The following is a 16,894-nucleotide window of genomic DNA, read 5'->3' as shown; positions in this document are numbered from 1 at the left end:
TATGGAAAAGTCTGGGCAAGAAGAAACGCTGGCATCAGCACAGGCGGCCATGGTGGAAGCAGCCAAGGCCATCGTGCTGATGATCGCCAAAACAGATCAACGCGAAATGCGGATGCACGAGACCCTCGACAGGGAGATTCTCTCGCTGCGCAGCGAAGTGACCCAGGTCCGCGGCGAAGTCGCCACCCTTGTCGGTGGCGCGAGCGCGCAGATCGCCGCGGAAGCAAAACAGGCCATGGCTCCTGTCGCCGCGAGCTACGATTGTGCCGTAACGGCCACTTCAGCCCAGCTGCACAGCGCGAGCAAGACGGTGTGGCTCTGGTTTGCATCCGGCGCGGCGTTGCTACTGCTTTGTCTCGCCGTCAGCTGGATGGTGCTGGGCTTCTACCGGCACGAGCTGGCCGATGCCAAAGAACAGCTGCAGAACTACAAAGATGCCCTGCCCACCCTGCAAGCGTTCTCTGCATCCGATGCAGTGGTATGCGGCGGGCGATTGTGCGTCAACGCCGATCTAAACGGCCCGCGATTCGGCGACAAGCGCCAATATCAGCAAGCAAAGCCTCGGCCTCAGCAGTAACGAACGATCTGGCGAAGTCCCTCATAACAGAGCCTGCCGAAGTATGCTTCGTTTCGTAAGGTAGACAACGCGAACGTGAATAGCAGCCGCGTTGAAGAACGAGAATGCCGATGGTTCTTCAATTGGCATCCGTGCAATGCGGAACACGCGGGAGATTTTTTGCCGCCTGCATTTTTTAGTCGCACGCATCTCCACCCGAGAAATTATGCGCTGGCTTGATCCACCCCGCGTTGCCGCCAGCGTTGTGCACTTCCACCCACCATTCGTATGCCGGCCTTGAGAGAACCTTGAGTGCCGATGCATGGGGTGATGCGCCAAACGAATCATCGGGCACATCTATCTGATCCGAGTACATTTTGCCGTGTTACCAGAAGAGATCGCTCGCTTCACCTTGGTAATGCAAGGTGTAAAGAACATCACCGGCCGCCAGAGAAAGTTTGGGCGCTTTCGCATCGCGCAGGTAGCCGAGCTTTATCGGCTTCATCACCTGGGTCACTCCGTACTTTGTGGTGATAACGACACCCGTCACGGCGCGCACCGACTGACCGGCCGCGATATGAAAGCTGACAGGCGACTTGTCCGACCTGTCCTGATGGGCATCAAGTGCTTTAGTGGCACGCCAGTCTCCATAGGTGCAGCACTCGAATGGGCAACTCCCCCAGTCACTGAAGGGTAAAGACGGCTTTTCCTGTGCCCCCGCGGCAGGCACGGAAAAAAGCAGCGCGAGAGCGACGCTTATTTGAAGTTTCATTGGTCATCCTTGAGTTGAAGCATGCGCTTGTATCTCTTCACCGAGAGGAAGCCATTCGAGGATCGAATGCTGCGGTGCGTCCAACCAGCCGCGCACGCAACGCCCGCTCGCACGGTATCGAAACAAACCTCGCCACGGCCTTTCCAAGCCGCCAGCAGAGCGGCAGCGCCAGCAGGTACCAGAGAAATCCCCAGCGTATGTCGCTGCCGGTGGCGCGATAAACGCGCACAACGGCATACACCACGAACATGTGGCTGAGGTAGATCTCGTAACTGAGCCTGCCCCACGATGCCAGCCAGCCGAATCCGCGGAGCGTCGATACGGGCCGCGCCTGCAGGGCAATTAACACTAGCATCGTCGATACCGTCAGCAGCAAGAGAATGCTGTCGCCCATCAGCGGCCAGAGAAGACGGCCGCCAAACATTTCCGCGAGCATGCCGAGTGAGCCCACGATGATCAGGCTGCGCGTCAGCGCGGTCGGCAGCACCGGCCAGCGCTTCGCCAGCAAGGCGCCGATAATGCCGATCGCGATGGCCGACATGCCGGGCAGGTAGGCTTTTTCCTGCCAGATTTCATTGCCCGTCAGCGCGCTGTGCGTCCACGGCATCGACACCGCTAGGAGCACCAGCAGCGGCGCCAGTATCCAAACCCGCCGCGTCAGCAGGCAGACGATCGGAAAGCCGATATAGAACGCCTCCTCGATCGACAGCGACCACAGCACGTCCCAGTTGCCCGGCAGGTAACCGGTCATGCCCTCGTACCAGTTCAGGTGCAGGCCGAGCGCGGCGAGAACGGCGCGCGGCAGCGACTGGCCCGGTCGGTCAATGACATAGTCCTGCACGCTCAGAGCGTGCAGCACGCTGAGCACGACCACCAGCAACAGCAGGCACGGCACGATGCGCGAGAAGCGCAGCGCGTAGAAGGTCTTGATGTCGATGCGCGCAAGATCACCCCAGCGCCGCAGCGCGTTGCCGGCGATAAGAAAGCCCGAGATCACGAAGAACACGAACACCGCTTCGTAACCGTTGTAGTTGAGGTTGGACAGAAAACTGCGCGGCAGAAACTCGGCCAGCAGCGTCTTCTTCAACGGAATGCGGATGCCGATATGGTTGAGGATAACCAGCACAATGGCCAGGCCACGCAGCAGATCGATGCCGGTATTCCGCGCTGCGTCGGCCGAAGCAATCAACGCATTCCCGCTCACCCCATTGGCCTCACGCATGCGGCGCTTGCCCGCCTTCGTCGCTCAGGCTGAAGGGATTGAAGCGCGTGCCGTAGTCGAAGGTGTCGACGTTTTCAGCGCGCTTGAGCCAGCCCACCACCGCGTAGGTGACTGGCGTCAGCACCACTTCGACCAGCACCTTCATCACCCAGTTGAACACGATCACCTTGACCAGAGTCGTGCTTTCCCAAATGCCGTAGAAGGCGATCGGGTAGAAGGTCACGCTGTCGAACGCCTGGCCGAACACGGTGGAACCGATGGTGCGCGTCCACAGGTGTTTGCCCTTGGTCAGCAGCTTCAGACGGGCCATCACGAAGGCGTTGACGAAGTCACCAACCCAGTAACCGATCATCGAGGCCACGGCGATACGCGCGGTGCCGCCGAAGACGGTTTCCAAGGCAGGCTGCAGGGTCTTGTTGAACGGCTCGGCGCCGCTGGGCGGCATGTGGATCACCACGTACGACATCACCGTGGCGAAGATCATCGCGCCGAAGCCGGCCCAGATCGCACGACGTGCCCGCGCGTAACCGTACACCTCGGTCAGGACGTCGCCGAAGATATAGCCGATCGGAAAAAACAGGTTGCCGGTACCAAAACTGAGTGCGCCAATCCACGGCAGGTCGATCACGCTGACCTTGGCCGGTCCAATCAGGTTGGAGCACAGCAGCACCGCGACCATGCCGGCGACCAGCATGTCGTAATAGCGAAAACCACGAGCCGGCGCAGCGTCGGAGACAGTCATCGAGTCGCCCCTAAGAGTTATGCCTAAAGCATAACCCGGGGCGGCACGAGGACTAGCGCGTTAACTTAGACAAAGACGAGGGTCAGACCACCTCAACGCCGCGCCAGAACGCCACGTGATCCTTGATCTCCTTGGCGGCGTCTTTCGGCTCCGGGTAATACCAGGCCGCGTTGGCATTGACCTCGTCGCCGACCACCACGTCGTAATAGCTCGCCGTGCCTTTCCAGCCGCAGACCGTGTGGTGATCGCTGCTGCGAAAGTTTTCCTTGTGCAGCGATTGGGCCGGGAAGTAGTGGTTGTTTTCCACCACCACGGTCTTGTCGCTTTCGGCAAGCACCACGCCTTTCCACAATGCACGCTTAGTCATCGGTCAACTCCTGTCCGGGGAACAGCACGTCGGTATAGCCGAACTTGCTGAAATCAGTAATGCGCGAGGGGTACAGACGACCGATGAGATGGTCGCATTCGTGCTGCACGACACGCGCGTGAAAACCTTCGGCGGTACGCTCGATGCGCTCGCCCTTGGGGTCGATGCCTTCGTAACGAATCAGGCTGTAGCGGCTGACCGCCCCGCGCAAACCGGGCACGGAAAGGCAGCCTTCCCAGCCCTCTTCCATATCCTGCGACAGCGGCGTGATCACGGGATTGAGCAGGATCGTTTGCGGCACGGCCGGCGCATCGGGATAGCGCTCGCTGCTGTCGAAGCCGAAAATCACCAGCTGCATGTCGACGCCGATCTGCGGCGCCGCCAGGCCCACGCCGCCGACCGAGTGCATGGTCTCGAACATGTCGGCGATCAGCGTGTCCAGCTCGGCGCTGCCGATCAGCTCTTCCGGCACCAGCGGCGCAATGCGCAGCAGGCGATCGTCGCCCATCCTCAGAATCTCGTGAATCATTGCCGCCTCATCGTCTGGAACATTATTTAATGAATGGATAGGGTCGGATCGCGCAAATGCAAGCTGAATCGCCGGCTTTTCAGTAGCCACTCAAGCAGCATCACCGTTCAAAAAACGTTGTGATCGCCACGCCGTCCGCAGCTTTTTGCCAACCGGTATGGCGAGCCGACCCGCCCCCCAAGCCAGCGCACCTATGGCGGACGCGATCCAGCGCGATACGTTTCGCTTGAAGGCCAGATCTCGAAAGCATCAAGGCATGCCGAGGATTGACCACTGCGTCCTGCAAGGCGACTCTTGCAGTTCTTGTTACCTGAGATTTGCCTGCCATGCGCGACCCCATACCCCAGGGCATCACCCCCATGCCCGCAGGCGTGCCGTTGACGGCAAGCCGCCGCCTGCTCTGGGCGCTGGTCGCCTTCGTCGGCGCAGCCTGTCTTGGCGTCGTCGCGCTGCGCCGTGGCGAGCCGGTGAACGCGATCTGGCTGGTCGCGGCGTCGCTGGCGGTGTTCGCCATCGCCTACCGTTTCTACAGCCGCTTCCTCGCCCGGCTCGTGCTGCAGCTGGACGCCACGCGCGCGACGCCGGCCGTGTTGCGCAACGACGGGCTGGACTACGTGCCGACCAACCAGTGGGTGGTGTTCGGTCACCACTTCGCCGCCATCGCGGGCGCGGGGCCGCTAGTCGGGCCGGTGCTGGCGGCGCAGATGGGCTACCTGCCCGGCACGCTGTGGATTCTGTTCGGCGTGGTATTTGCCGGCGCGGTGCAGGATTTCATGATCCTCGCGCTGTCGCTGCGTCGCGACGGGCGCTCGCTCGGCCACATGCTGCGCGAGGAGCTCGGGCCGGCGCCCGGCGTGGTGGCGATGTTCGGCGTGCTGGTGTTGATGATGATCGTGCTGGCCGTACTGGCGCTGGTGGTGGTGAAAGCGCTGACGCACAGCCCGTGGGGCACGTTTACCGTGGCCGCCACGATTCCCATCGCGCTGCTGATGGGCACGTATCTACGCTGGATTCGGCCAGGGCGGATTCTCGAGGGTTCGCTGATCGGACTGCTGCTGCTGCTGGCGTCGATCGGCTACGGCGCGCACGTGGCCGCGTCGCCGACGCTGGCGCCGCTGTTCGACTTCGATGCAAAAGCGCTGGCATGGTGGCTGATCGGCTACGGCTTCTGCGCTTCCGTGCTGCCAGTGTGGCTGCTGCTGGCGCCGCGCGATTACCTCAGCACGTTTCTGAAGATCGGCACCATCGCTCTGCTCGCGCTGGCGATCTTCATCGCCGCGCCGACGCTGCAGATGCCCGCGGTGACGAAGTTCATCGACGGCAGCGGGCCGGTGTTTCAGGGCGGCCTGTTCCCCTTCCTGTTCATCACCATCGCCTGCGGCGCGGTGTCGGGCTGGCACGCGATCATCGCCTCGGGCACCACGCCCAAACTGATCGGCAACGAGGGCGAAGCGCGACTGATCGGCTACGGCGGCATGCTGATGGAGGCATTCGTGGCGATCATGGCGCTGATTGCCGCAGCGTCGCTGCATCCTGGCGTGTATTTCGCGATGAACGCGCCGGGCGCGCTGATTGGAAACACCGTGCAGAGTGCGGCCACTGCGATCAGCCAGATGGGTTTCGTCATTACGCCGGACGAGCTGCTGCAGACCGCGAAAAACATCGGCGAAACCAGCATCCTAAGTCGCGCCGGCGGCGCACCGACGCTGGCCGTCGGCATGGCGCAGCTGCTGCACAACATCCTGCCTGGCGGCGGCATGATGGCGTTCTGGTACCACTACGCGATCCTGTTCGAAGCGCTGTTCATCCTCACCACCGTCGACGCCGGCACGCGCGTGGGCCGCTTCATGATTCAGGAGATCGCGGGGCTGATTCATAAACCCCTGCAGGCAACCGAATCGTGGACCGGCAACCTGCTGGCCACCGCGATCTGCGTGTCGCTGTGGGGCTATTTTCTGTATCAGGGTGCGGTCGATCCGCTGGGCGGCATCAATACGCTGTGGCCGCTGTTCGGCATCGCCAACCAGATGCTGGCGGCCGTTGCGCTGATGCTGGCGACGGTGGTGGTGGTGAAACTCAAGCGTCAGCGTTATGTGTGGGTGCCGGGCCTACCCGCCGTTTGGCTGATCCTCTGCACGCTGACCGCCGGGTGGCAGAAGCTCGTCGGGCCGATCAGCTTCACGGCGGCGGCCAGCAAGTACGCACTAGCCGCGCAGCAAGCTCATCTGCTGGCGCCGGCCAAGACCGCCGCCGAGATGCAGCGCATCGTCAGCAACAATCAGGTCGACGCCGCGCTCACCGGCTTGTTCATGCTGCTAATAGTCGGCATGTTTGGCTTCTCGCTGCATGCACTGATCAGGGCGTGGAACACGCCTGCGCCGAGCGCGCACGAAGAACCCTATGTCGCGCTGGCCAGCGTGGCGCATGAGGGGATGCATCGATGACCCAATCAACGCTCATCCACGCATTGCGTCGAGGCTGGCAACGTCTCACGCAAACCGCCCGCCTGTGCTGCGGCGTACCCGATTACGAGGCCTACGTGCGGCACCTGCGCCAGCATCATCCCGAACGCAATGTGCCGAGTTACGAAGTGTTTTTTCGGGAGCGGCAGATTGCGCGATACAAGGGCACCGGCGGACGGTGTTGTTGATTCGTCGCGCGTAGGTTGGTGGTGAGCCCAGCGAACCCCAACCTACCAAAAGCGCAACGACCATAGACGTCCTGCAACTCCCTCAACGCACCAATTCGCGCATCGCCAGCTCGATGCCCTTCGGCGTCAGCTCGAACATGCGCGGGCCGAGGATCTCCGTGATCAGGCGATTGGAGACGGTGTAGTTCCAGCTGTCCTGCGGCATCGGGTTGAGCCAGGCCAGGCGCGGGAATTTGACGGCGAGCCGCTGTAGCCAGACGCCGCCGGGTTCGGGGTTGTTGTGCTCGACGCTGCCGCCGGGGTGGGTAATTTCATAAGGTGCCATGGCCGCATCGCCGACGAAGATCAGTCGTGTATCCGGCGGATGCGTGCGCAGCACCTCCATCGTGCTGATGCTGTTGCTGTAGGTGCCGCCGTCGCCCTGCCACAGGCGCTCGTAGACGCAGTTGTGGAAGTAGTAATGCGTGAGCCGCTTGAACTCGCCGCGCGCGGCGGTGAACAGCTGCTCGCAGGCGTTAATGTGGTCGTCCATCGAGCCGCCGATATCGAGCAGCAGCAATACCTTGATCGCGTTGCGGCGCTCGGGCCGCATCTTCACGTTGAGCAGGCCAGCGTCACGTGCGGTGGCGTCGATGGTACCGCCGAGGTCGAACTCCTCCTGAGCGCCGTGCCGCGCAAAGCGGCGCAGCCGGCGCAAGGCCATCTGCAGATTGCGCACGCCGAGCTCCGCATCGTCGGCGAGACCGCGGAACTGGCGCTTGTCCCAGACCTTGACAGCGCTGCGGTTGCCGCCCTGCCCCACGCGAATGCCTTCCGGATGAAAGCCGCCCGAGCCGAACGGGCTGCTGCCGCCGGTGCCGATCCACTTGTTGCCGCCGGCATGGCGCTCTTTCTGCTCGGCCAGACGCTGGCGAAAGGCTTCCATCAATGCATCGAGGCCGCCGAGCTTTTCGATCGCGGCTTTTTCCTCGTCGCTGAGCTGGCGCATGAAGTCACGCCGCAGCCAGTCTTCCGGGATCACGGCGTCAGGCGTCAGCGGCTGGCTTGCCACGCCCTGCCACCATGCGCCGAAGGCCTGATCGAAACGATCGTAGTGGCGCTCGTCCTTGACCCAGATCAGGCGGGTGAGTTCGTAGAAATCCTCCTGATCGGCGAAGGCGACGTGCGCCTTCAGCGCGCCGTGCAGATCTAGCAGCTCACGCAGGCTCACCGGCACGCCGGCGGCGCGTACGGCATTGAACAAGCCGATCAACATGCGCCATCAACCTCAGCGCGACTGGCGGCGATGCATAAAGGCGAGCCGCTCCAATAGCTGCACGTCCTGCTCGTTCTTGATGAGCGCGCCGTACAGCGGCGGAATCGCCTTGCCTGGATCGCGCTCGCGCAATGCCGATGCGGGGATACGATCGGCCAGCAGCAGCTTGAGCCAGTCGATCAGCTCCGAGGTCGACGGCTTCTTCTTGATGTTGGGCACGTCGCGCAGCTGGAAGAACATCGCCAGCGCTTCGTCGACCAACGCCTTGTCGATATCGGGGTAATGCACGGCGATGATTTTTTCCAGCGTCGCCGCATCGGGAAACACGATGTAATGAAAAAAGCAGCGGCGCAAAAACGCGTCCGGCAGTTCTTTCTCGTTGTTGGAGGTGATGACTATGATCGGGCGATGGCGGGCGCGGATGGTTTCGTCGGTCTCGTAGACGTAGAACTCCATGCGGTCGAGTTCCTGCAGCAGGTCGTTCGGAAACTCGATATCGGCCTTGTCGATCTCGTCGATCAGTAGCACCACGCGCTCGCCCGACTCGAACGCTTCCCACAGCTTGCCCTTGCGCAGGTAGTTGCGCACGTCGTTGACGCCTTCCACGCCGAGCTGGGAATCGCGCAGGCGGCTCACCGCGTCGTATTCGTACAGACCCTGCTGCGCCTTGGTGGTGGACTTGATGTGCCAGGTGATCAGCCGCGTCTGCAGCGAGCGCGCCAGCTCCTCGGCCAGCAGGGTCTTGCCCGTGCCCGGCTCGCCCTTGATCAGCAGCGGCCGCTGCAGCGTGATGGCCGCATTGACCGCGAGGCTGAGGTCAGAGGTGGCGACGTAGGTGTCGGTGCTTTGGAAAGTCATGGGATGGATATCGATGGAGATGATGACAAGGGTAGCTCAGGCGTGCGGGCGTCATGTCGTAGGTTGGGATGAGCAACGCAAATCCCAACGCGGCGGTGGGAAAATTGGGATTTAAGAGCCGCTCCTGCGGCTCGCCCTGCGGGCCATTCGCTTCGCGAATGTTCGTTCCGGCACCCTGCCGCCACAGTCGCTTCGCTCATCACCAACCTACAAAAGCCGGGGCGATCAATATTGAGGAAGCGTCGAACCGGCAATCCAATGGGTTGCCTGAAGCTGATCCAGCAGCGTCACCACGGCCTGTCGGGCCTGGGTGCCGTGGGTTGGCAAGACCAGCATGTCGCCGTCCTGCGCCCAGGCGAGCAGGCCGTGGACGGCGTCGATTTCGTCGAGGCACTCGACCACGGCGTCGGCGGGCACGCCGCGAACGACCAGCTCGTCACGCAGGATATCGGCCACCTCACCGGCGACGCGGCCACGCATGAAACCATCGATATCTTTCAGCACCACACGCTGCGGGTGGAAGCTGGCGGCGACCGCCGCCAGTTCGCGGATGTCGGCATCTTCGCGATTGCCGGCCTGGCCGAGCACGAGTCCGAGACGACCATTCTCGTTCGCACTCCTCGCCACGCCCAGCAGACCACGCAGTCCTTCGGGATTATGCGCATAATCGACGAAGACCTTCAGACGACCGAGCTGCCAGTGCTGCAGTCGACCGGGGTTGTCGGCATGCGCGCGGCCGAAGCTGGCCAGCACCGTGACCATCGTTTCGGCGGAGATGCCGAGCGCCATCGCGGCGAGAACGGCAGCGGATATATTGGCTACGTTATAGGCGGCGCTGCCGGCAAAACTCAGCGGCATCTCGGCCACGCTGCCCAGGTCGTGATCGACGCCAAGATAGTGCAAGTACAAACGACCCTCGCGCACGCCGCAGGTGCTGCCGCCGCGCGCGCGATGCGCCTGCAGTATCGGGTGCGCCTCATCCAACGCGAACCAGGCCAGCGGTACGCCGATCGTCGCGGCGTGCTTCACCAGCATCGCATCGTCGGCGTTGAGGACCAGCAGCCCAGTCGTGCCCAACGCACGGGCCACGGTGAGTTTCACCTGGGCCAGGTCGTCGAGAGTGTGGATGCCGTATTCGCCGAAGTGATCGTCGCTGACGTTGGTGACCACCGCGACGTTAGCGTGCCGCACGGCGAGCCCGCGGCGCAGAATGCCGCCGCGCGCGGTTTCCAGAATCGCCGCATCGACGGTCGGCTGGCGCAGCACTTCGCGCGCGCCGGCGGGGCCGGAGAAATCGCCGGAGTCGATCGCTTCGCCATCGATAAATACGCCGTCGGTACAGCTGTGCCCGGAGTGCCAGCCGTGCGCGCGAACCATCGCGGCCAGCAGGCGCACCGTGGTGGTCTTGCCGTTGGAACCGGTGACCACCGCGACGGGAATATCGTGCAGCGACGGCCAGTCCACGTCGCCCACGGCAGGCAGTTGACCGATCGGCCAGACGCGCGAGCCGCGGCCTTCGCCGATCGATACCGCATCGTCGTCCGCCAGCGCCGCGAGGCCTTTCGCCTCAGCCGCCTGCATCAGAGCGATGAGACCGGGCCGGCGCTCCGCCGCCGCTAGCGCACGCAGCGTATGGAAGGCCGAATCCCGATCCCACGTGGCCGGATGGCCGGGCGCGTGCAGGCCGACGTTCATCGCCAGCGCATCGGCCAGCGTAGCCAGCCACGCCCACTCGTTGACCTCGGTGGCGCTGTAGAGCTGATCGATCGGCGCCTCGAAGGCCAGCGCGGCGCCGCCCACGTGCTGCCGCTCGAACAGCGGCGCGTGCGGCCAGCCCAGCGCATCGCGGGCCAGCGACACGTTCACGCGCCAGGCGTGCCGCAGCGTTTCGTCCGGCAGCACGCCCAGCGTTTCGAGCACGGCGCCGGTGCCGGCGAAATACAGATTGATGCCGGTGAGGCGGCGCGAGTCCTCGAACGGCAGCGGTTCGGACGACACCGGCGTGGATAGTTCAGCCGTAAAGACGGCCGGATCGTTGGGTTCAATCGCAGGCATTGATCAGTCGTCACTTTCGCGCGAGAAGCGCACGCCGCGCTCGTCGCGCACCACGTCGCCGAGATCGGCAAAGTTCGCTTCATCGAAGCCTGGATCGATCGCCGTTGGCGCGGGCGGGCTCACCGACGCGTCCACGCGAACCTCGGGCGCACCCTCGGGCCGAAACTTGACGATCTGCTTCCACGAGCGCACCAGCGCGTCGGCGAAGATCAGCAGCAGGTCGCCCGGGCGGCCCATGCGCAGCGCGGCGTCGGTGGCCTTTTGCTCGTCAGGAATCATGGAGATGTCGTTAGCTAATACACCCGCTGCCTGCAGCGCGCTGGACAGGATGCGCGGCACCTCGTCGCCGTCGCGGCCGCGCAGCGAATCGTCGCGGCGGCAGATGTAGTGGTCGAAGCGGCCGGCCACGGCGTTGGCGATGGCGACCAGATCCTCGTCGCGCCGATCGCCCGGGCCGCAGATCACCACGATGCGCCGACCGCTCACGTCGAGCCGCTGCGCCAGATCCGCCATCACCGACACGGCGTGCGCGTTGTGGCCGTAGTCGAACAACACCTTGAACGGATGCTCGCTGTACACGTTCATGCGCCCAGGCGCCTGGAAGAACGTGGTGTCGAACGTGCGCAGGCCCTGGCGGATCGCATCGAGCTTGATGCCGAGCGAGAACGCCATCGACGCGGCGACCATCGCATTCTGCACGTTGTGCAGGGCGCGGCCTTCCATGGTCGCCGGAATCAGGTGCGTCCACAGCAGCGGAATATGGCTGCCCTTGTCGTACAGCGTGATCATCGACCCGTTGACGCCCGCCTCCAGCGCGCACGCGCGTCCACCCGCGCGCACGTGCTCGCGCACCAGCGCGTGCGAGGGATTCATGGTGACGTAGCAGATCACCTTGGCGTCGGTGTAGCCGGACATCTTCAGCACGTTCGGATCGTCGGCGTTGAGCACGGCGCAATCGGTCGCCACTTCCACGACGATCCGCTTGACCTCGGCCAGTTGCTCCAGCGTGTCGATGCCTTTCAAACCCAGATGGTCGGACTGCACGTTGAGCACCGCGCCGACGTTGACCTTGGGTACGCCCATGCCGGCACGGATGAGGCCGCCGCGGGCGGTTTCCAGAATCGCGATATCGATCTGCGGATCGGACAGGACCATGCGTGCAGACACCGGGCCGGTCATGTCGCCCTCGACCGTGCGCTGGCCGTCGATATACACGCCGTCGGTGGTGGTGAGTCCGGGCGTATAGCCGGCCATCTTGGTGATGTGCGCCAGCATGCGCGCGGTGGTGGTCTTGCCGTTGGTGCCGGTCACGGCTGCGATCGGCACCCGCGACGGCGTGCCCTGCGGAAACAGCATGTCGATGACCGGCCCGGCCGCGTCCCGCGGCGTGCCCTCGCTGGGGCTCACATGCATGCGGAAACCCGGCGCCGCGTTCACTTCGCAGATGCCGCCGCCGATGGTCTTGTAGCTTTCGGTGATGTCGGTGGTGAGAAAATCCACGCCACCCACATCGAGGCCGATCGCGCGGATCGCGCGCACCGCCATGTCGCGGTTATCGGGGTGGATCACGTCGGTGACGTCGGTCGCGGTGCCGCCGGTGGAGAGATTGGCGGTGGAGCGCAGGAACACGGTTTCGCCAGCCTTGGGCACCGACTCGGCGGTGTAACCCATGCGCTCCATCATCATTTCCGCCTGGGCGTCGAGCACGATGCGGGTCAGCACTTTTTCATGGCCGACGCCACGGCGCGGATCGGCGTTCACCGCATCGACCAGCTGCGCGATGGTCTGCGTGCCGTCGCCGATCACGTGACCGGGCGTGCGGCGCGTGGCGGCCACGAGTTCACCGTTGACCACGAGCAGGCGGTGATCGTCGCCGCTGAGAAAATTCTCCACGATCACCGAGCGCGAAATTTCGCGCGCCTCGTTGAAGCCGGCGATGATCTCCTCATCCGTCATCAGGTGGATCGAGATGCCGCGACCGTGGTTGCCGTTGAACGGCTTCGTCACCACCGGCACGCCAAGCCGGCGCGCGGCGCGCAGCGCGCCCTCTTCCGTCGTGACCAGCTCCTGCTTGGGCACCGGCAGGCCGAGCGTGGCGAGAATCTTGTTGGTCTCTTCCTTGTCGCTGGCCAGCTCCACCGCGATATGTGGCGTGCGCCCGGTGACGGTGGCCTGGATGCGCTGCTGGTATTTGCCGTGACCGAGCTGCACCAATGACTGCCCGTTCAAGCGCAGCCAGGGAATGTCGCGCTTCTCAGCCGCATGCACCAGCGAGGCGGTCGACGGGCCCAGCGCGCGGCGCTGCGCATAGCGAATGAATTCGTCGCGCGCGCTCGGCCATTCCCAGCCTTCGGGCACGCTGTTGCGCGTGCGAAGTTCTTCGGGCAAGAGGGACGAGAGCAAACGCAGCGCCAGTTCGCCGGCGGCAATGCCTTCTTCTTTCTGCGCGTACTCGTAGACCACCGAATACACGCCGGGCTTGTCGACGCTGCGGGTCTTGCCGAAGGTGACGTCTTCACCGGCCACGTTCTGCAGCTCGATCGCCACGTGTTCGAGCACATGGCCCAGCCAGGTGCCGTCGCCCTCGCGCATTCGGCGGATAAAGCCGCCCGGCTCGCGAAACGAGCAGCCGTGTTCGGCAAGGCCCGGCAACGCAGCGATCAAGCCGTCGACGAAGGCAGCACCGAGTCGACCGGTCGGCCACTGCTCCAGCTCGCCCAGATCAAGCGTGAGCCGGATCACCGGAAAATGCGCGTACAGCGACGGACCGACAAACACAGAACGTTCCAGAATGCGCATGGGGTTTCCTTTTGAAGATTGAACGGGCGGCGGCGGTCTCGCTGGATCGGCTTTACTTCATTCGCTTTTTTTCGGTATGGCCAGCGTACCCGCCGAGGCGTGGCGCGTCTGCATGTTGAACGTAGCACCGGCAATCAGCACGTGAATGGTCACGCCGAGCATGCACACCGGATCGTGTTCGCCGGCCTGCGCCATCGAGGAGAACTGCAGGTTGCCAGCGTCCAGCACGGTGACCGAGCCGCTGCCTTCCACTTCCACGGTGTTATCCGGGCGGATGAACGCCGCGGTGTCCTCGTCCAGGCCAATACCGACCGCGTAAGGGTTGTACGCCAGCGCGGCCATCAGCCGACCCAGGCGATCGCGCTGGCTGAAGTGCTGATCGATGATGAAGCGGTTGGTTAGCCCCAGCCCCGGCGCCAGCCGCACACTGCCGGCGGTGGGCGACAGGCCTTCCTTGCCGAACGCGATCATGTGTTCGCTGAGAATGCTGGCGCCCGCGCTAGTGCCGCCCACGTGTACGCCATGCGCGTTCAACGCACGAATGCGCTGCGCCACCGGCGTGCCGCCCAGCATAGTCGACAGACGCAGCTGGTTGCCGCCAGTAAAGAAGATGCCGGTCGCCCGATCGAGCCGCTGCAGCCGATTTTTTTCTTCGGTGTCGCGGCGCATGTCGAAGTCGAGCACGCCGACTTCACCCGCACCCAGGCCGGTGAACAGTTTTTGGTAGCGATCGCCCGTGTCGGCCAGCTGGCTGGCCGTGGGAATCACCACCAGGTTCGCGTCTTTACCGCCGCACAGCTCGACGAAGCGCTTGAGTATCCGCGGATCGTTTTCTTTTTCTTCCGCACCACCAATCGGCACGATCCAGCCCCGCTGCTCCCCTTCCACTACCCTGCTGGGACTCATTGCTTTCTCATCTTTATTCGAATTCATGGGCTCTCTGAGTCTCGGAAATCTAAGGGGTTTAGCCCATCGATCGTGACGCATCGAACGTCTGTTATTTGTTCACGGTGCCCGCTGCGCCTTCCCGAACCGGGGCCACGCGCTATGTCGCCGTATCCTCGAACATGCCGTGGTGTTTGATTCGACCATCGCGCACGTGGACCACGCCTCGAGCGATCACATCGTGCGCCGCACCTGCGCTGTCCAGTGCCACCAGATCCGCATCTGCACCAACGCCGATATAACCCTTGGAATCGAGCCGCAGCAGCCGCGCCGGATTGCTCGTGAACGCCGGCAGCGCACGCTCCAGCGGCACGCCGCGGGCGATCACCTCGTTCAAGGTTTGCAGCAGCGCGCCGGATTCGCCCACGCCCATCTTGCACACGTGGCCGTTGGCATCAAAAGTTGGCAGGCAGCCGCCGGCGTCGGAACTCACCGTGATGCGTTCGGCGTGCGCGCCGCTGTCGAGATAGCGCAGCAGCGCATCGGAGGCGCTCCACGCGTCCTCGCCGTCTTCGACCGGAAACGCGGTGAGGTCGATCGTGCAGCCGCTGGCGGTGAGCGCCAACGCCTCGTCGAACAGGCCCTTGCGCCGATTGACGTGGGTGGGATGGAACACGCGCGGCGGCAGCTCGCTTTTTTCCAGCGCCTGACGCACCAGATCGAGCCCGCGCAGGCCGTCACCCAGATGCAGATGCAGCACGCCGGCCTTGCCCGTCATCAGCCCGGCCACGTGCGCGTCGGACGCCAGCCGCATCAGCTCATCCAGCGTGGGCTGGCTGGAGCGGTGATCGCTGATCGCCAGCTCGCCGATGCCGATCAGCGCCTCGATAAACACCAGGTCGCCGCGCACGCTGCCGGTCAGCGTCTGCGGCGGCACGTGATAGCCGCCGGTAAACGCCAGCGCGCTCAAGCCTTCCTCGCGCAGCGCGTAAACGGTGGCCAGCAGATCGCGCGGCCCGCGCGCCACGTCGTCGGTGCCGAGCAGGCCGACCACCGTGGTGATGCCGGCGCGGGTAAAGCGTGAGATGCCCTGTGGTGGCACGCGCGTGCGAAACCCGGCCTCACCGCCGCCGCCGGTCACGTGCACGTGCGAGTCGATCAAGCCCGGGATCAGCCGGCGGCCTTGCAGGTCGATCGTCTCCACCGACAGTGCGGCCGGCAAATCGGCGAGCTGGGCGCCCATCCACAGAATGCGTCCGCCGCCCAGCAGCAGATGCTGCAGGCCCAGCGGCTCGGGCGCATAAACCTGCGCGTTGCGGAGAAGCATGAGATTCATCCGCGCAGCGTGCCGACCGGTGAAGGTGGCGTCAAGCTGGATCAGGCATGGCAGCCCAAGCCCAAGCCCAAAAAGCCGGCCAACAGGGCCGCGCGACAAAGTTCTGCATCGACCATTCACCGGATAACCAGCACAATCCTGCGTTGGTTCATTGATTTAACGCCATGTCCAACACCTCCAGCACAAAAACTTCCCCTGATGCCAGCCATCGTGCGCCCGCCAAGCAGGCGCGGCGTGAGTCGCAGCACGGCGTGGGATTGCGGGTGATCGCGATCTACAAGGCGGTGAAGACGGTAGGCCTGATCCTGATCGCCATCGCCTCGTTCCATCTGTATAAGACCGAGAATTTCGATCATCTGGTGCACTGGATGGAGCACCTGTCGCTGACCGACAGCAACGGCCTGCGATGGAAACTGGTGCAGGTGCTGGAAGACATGGGGCCGAACAAATTCGTGGCCATTGGTATGGTGGCGCTGGCGTATGCGGCGATTTTTGCGACCGAAGGCATTGGCCTGTGGCTGCACAAATACTGGGCCGAGTGGTTCACGGTGTTTGCCACCGGCTCGCTCATTCCGCTCGAGTTGTATGAGGCCATCCACCACTTCAGCTGGCTCAAGCTGGCGGCTCTGATCGCCAATATCCTGATCGTGATTTATCTGGTGCGCATTGCATTGCAGTCGCGCAAAGAGATGAAGAACGCTGCATGAGGGAAGGGCTTTGGCCGGGTGGCCCAAACAGGCTGATTGCTCGTTCAAAGAGAAAAGCCCGTCCATGGCGTAATGCTGTTCACTTAAGCATTGCATCGTAGCCAAGGCGTCCCAAGAATCCGGCCTTCACCTGTTGAAGGCCGGATTTTTTTGTGTCCCTG

At 63.6% G+C, this 16,894-nt stretch carries 15 protein-coding genes; 4 read left to right on the top strand and 11 right to left on the bottom strand.

From position 1 onward, the window contains the following. Position 1 precedes the first annotated feature (1 nt). Positions 2-577, top strand: a complete 576-nt coding sequence (locus HDE76_RS20825; RefSeq protein ID WP_255481655.1) for a hypothetical protein — start codon at positions 2-4, stop codon at positions 575-577. A gap of 364 nt (positions 578-941) precedes the next feature. Here HDE76_RS20825 and HDE76_RS17300 read toward each other — a convergent pair whose 3' ends face one another. From HDE76_RS17300 to def, 5 genes are all read right to left on the bottom strand, one after another. After that, entirely contained in the window at positions 942-1,328 is a 387-nt protein-coding gene (locus HDE76_RS17300) for a hypothetical protein (RefSeq protein ID WP_184509370.1), read from the bottom strand. A 37-nt stretch (positions 1,329-1,365) separates the two neighbouring features. Next, positions 1,366-2,550: an acyltransferase gene (locus HDE76_RS17295; RefSeq protein WP_184509368.1), complete on the bottom strand. Its 1,185-nt coding sequence runs from the start codon at positions 2,548-2,550 to the stop codon at positions 1,366-1,368. Further along, on the bottom strand, positions 2,543-3,292 hold the full coding sequence (locus tag HDE76_RS17290) for a queuosine precursor transporter (RefSeq protein ID WP_184509366.1): 750 nt from the start codon (positions 3,290-3,292) through the stop codon (positions 2,543-2,545). Before HDE76_RS17290 ends, HDE76_RS17295 begins: the two co-directional genes overlap by 8 nt. An 82-nt stretch (positions 3,293-3,374) precedes the next feature. Continuing rightward, positions 3,375-3,659, bottom strand: a complete 285-nt coding sequence (locus tag HDE76_RS17285; protein ID WP_184509364.1) for a DUF427 domain-containing protein — start codon at positions 3,657-3,659, stop codon at positions 3,375-3,377. After that, the gene (gene def, locus HDE76_RS17280) at positions 3,652-4,188 is read right to left on the bottom strand and encodes a peptide deformylase (protein ID WP_184509362.1); all 537 of its coding nucleotides are present in this window, start codon (positions 4,186-4,188) and stop codon (positions 3,652-3,654) included. The genes HDE76_RS17285 and def overlap by 8 nt, the downstream gene beginning before the upstream one ends. Before the next feature lie 359 nt (positions 4,189-4,547). Here def and HDE76_RS17275 point away from each other — a divergent pair, with 359 nt between their 5' ends. After that, positions 4,548-6,632 carry a carbon starvation CstA family protein gene (locus HDE76_RS17275; protein WP_184509532.1) on the top strand — a complete coding sequence of 695 codons (2,085 nt, stop codon included), beginning with the start codon at positions 4,548-4,550 and terminating at the stop codon, positions 6,630-6,632. After that, positions 6,629-6,838, top strand: a complete 210-nt coding sequence (locus HDE76_RS17270; protein WP_184509360.1) for a YbdD/YjiX family protein — start codon at positions 6,629-6,631, stop codon at positions 6,836-6,838. The genes HDE76_RS17275 and HDE76_RS17270 overlap by 4 nt, the downstream gene beginning before the upstream one ends. 82 nt (positions 6,839-6,920) lie before the next feature. Here HDE76_RS17270 and HDE76_RS17265 read toward each other — a convergent pair whose 3' ends face one another. From HDE76_RS17265 to iadA, 6 genes are all read right to left on the bottom strand, one after another. Then, a complete protein-coding gene (locus HDE76_RS17265; RefSeq protein ID WP_184509358.1) occupies positions 6,921-8,093 on the bottom strand; it encodes a VWA domain-containing protein in 1,173 nt (390 codons plus the stop codon). A 12-nt stretch (positions 8,094-8,105) separates the two neighbouring features. After that, positions 8,106-8,951: a MoxR family ATPase gene (locus HDE76_RS17260; protein WP_184509356.1), complete on the bottom strand. Its 846-nt coding sequence runs from the start codon at positions 8,949-8,951 to the stop codon at positions 8,106-8,108. Positions 8,952-9,176: 225 nt separating this feature from the next. Beyond that, positions 9,177-11,006 (bottom strand): Mur ligase family protein, encoded by a 1,830-nt coding sequence (locus HDE76_RS17255; RefSeq protein WP_184509354.1) that lies wholly within the window; start codon positions 11,004-11,006, stop codon positions 9,177-9,179. 3 nt (positions 11,007-11,009) lie between these two features. Then, positions 11,010-13,805 (bottom strand): cyanophycin synthetase, encoded by a 2,796-nt coding sequence (cphA, locus tag HDE76_RS17250; protein ID WP_184509352.1) that lies wholly within the window; start codon positions 13,803-13,805, stop codon positions 11,010-11,012. A 57-nt stretch (positions 13,806-13,862) separates the two neighbouring features. Continuing rightward, entirely contained in the window at positions 13,863-14,711 is an 849-nt protein-coding gene (locus tag HDE76_RS17245) for a cyanophycinase (RefSeq protein ID WP_184509350.1), read from the bottom strand. 139 nt (positions 14,712-14,850) lie between these two features. Next, complete coding sequence (iadA, locus tag HDE76_RS17240; RefSeq protein WP_221262467.1) at positions 14,851-16,017, bottom strand: beta-aspartyl-peptidase; 1,167 nt, start codon at positions 16,015-16,017, stop codon at positions 14,851-14,853. 173 nt (positions 16,018-16,190) lie between these two features. Between iadA and HDE76_RS17235 the strand changes: the two genes are divergently transcribed. Beyond that, complete coding sequence (locus HDE76_RS17235) at positions 16,191-16,733, top strand: DUF2127 domain-containing protein (protein WP_184509346.1); 543 nt, start codon at positions 16,191-16,193, stop codon at positions 16,731-16,733. Positions 16,734-16,894: the final 161 nt, after the last annotated feature.

The sequence above is a fragment of the Rhodanobacter sp. ANJX3 genome, assembly GCF_014200755.1.
Lineage (GTDB): Bacteria > Pseudomonadota > Gammaproteobacteria > Xanthomonadales > Rhodanobacteraceae > Rhodanobacter.
The sequence above is the reverse complement of the archived record's forward strand: the minus strand, read 5'-3'. Positions and strand labels throughout refer to the sequence as shown.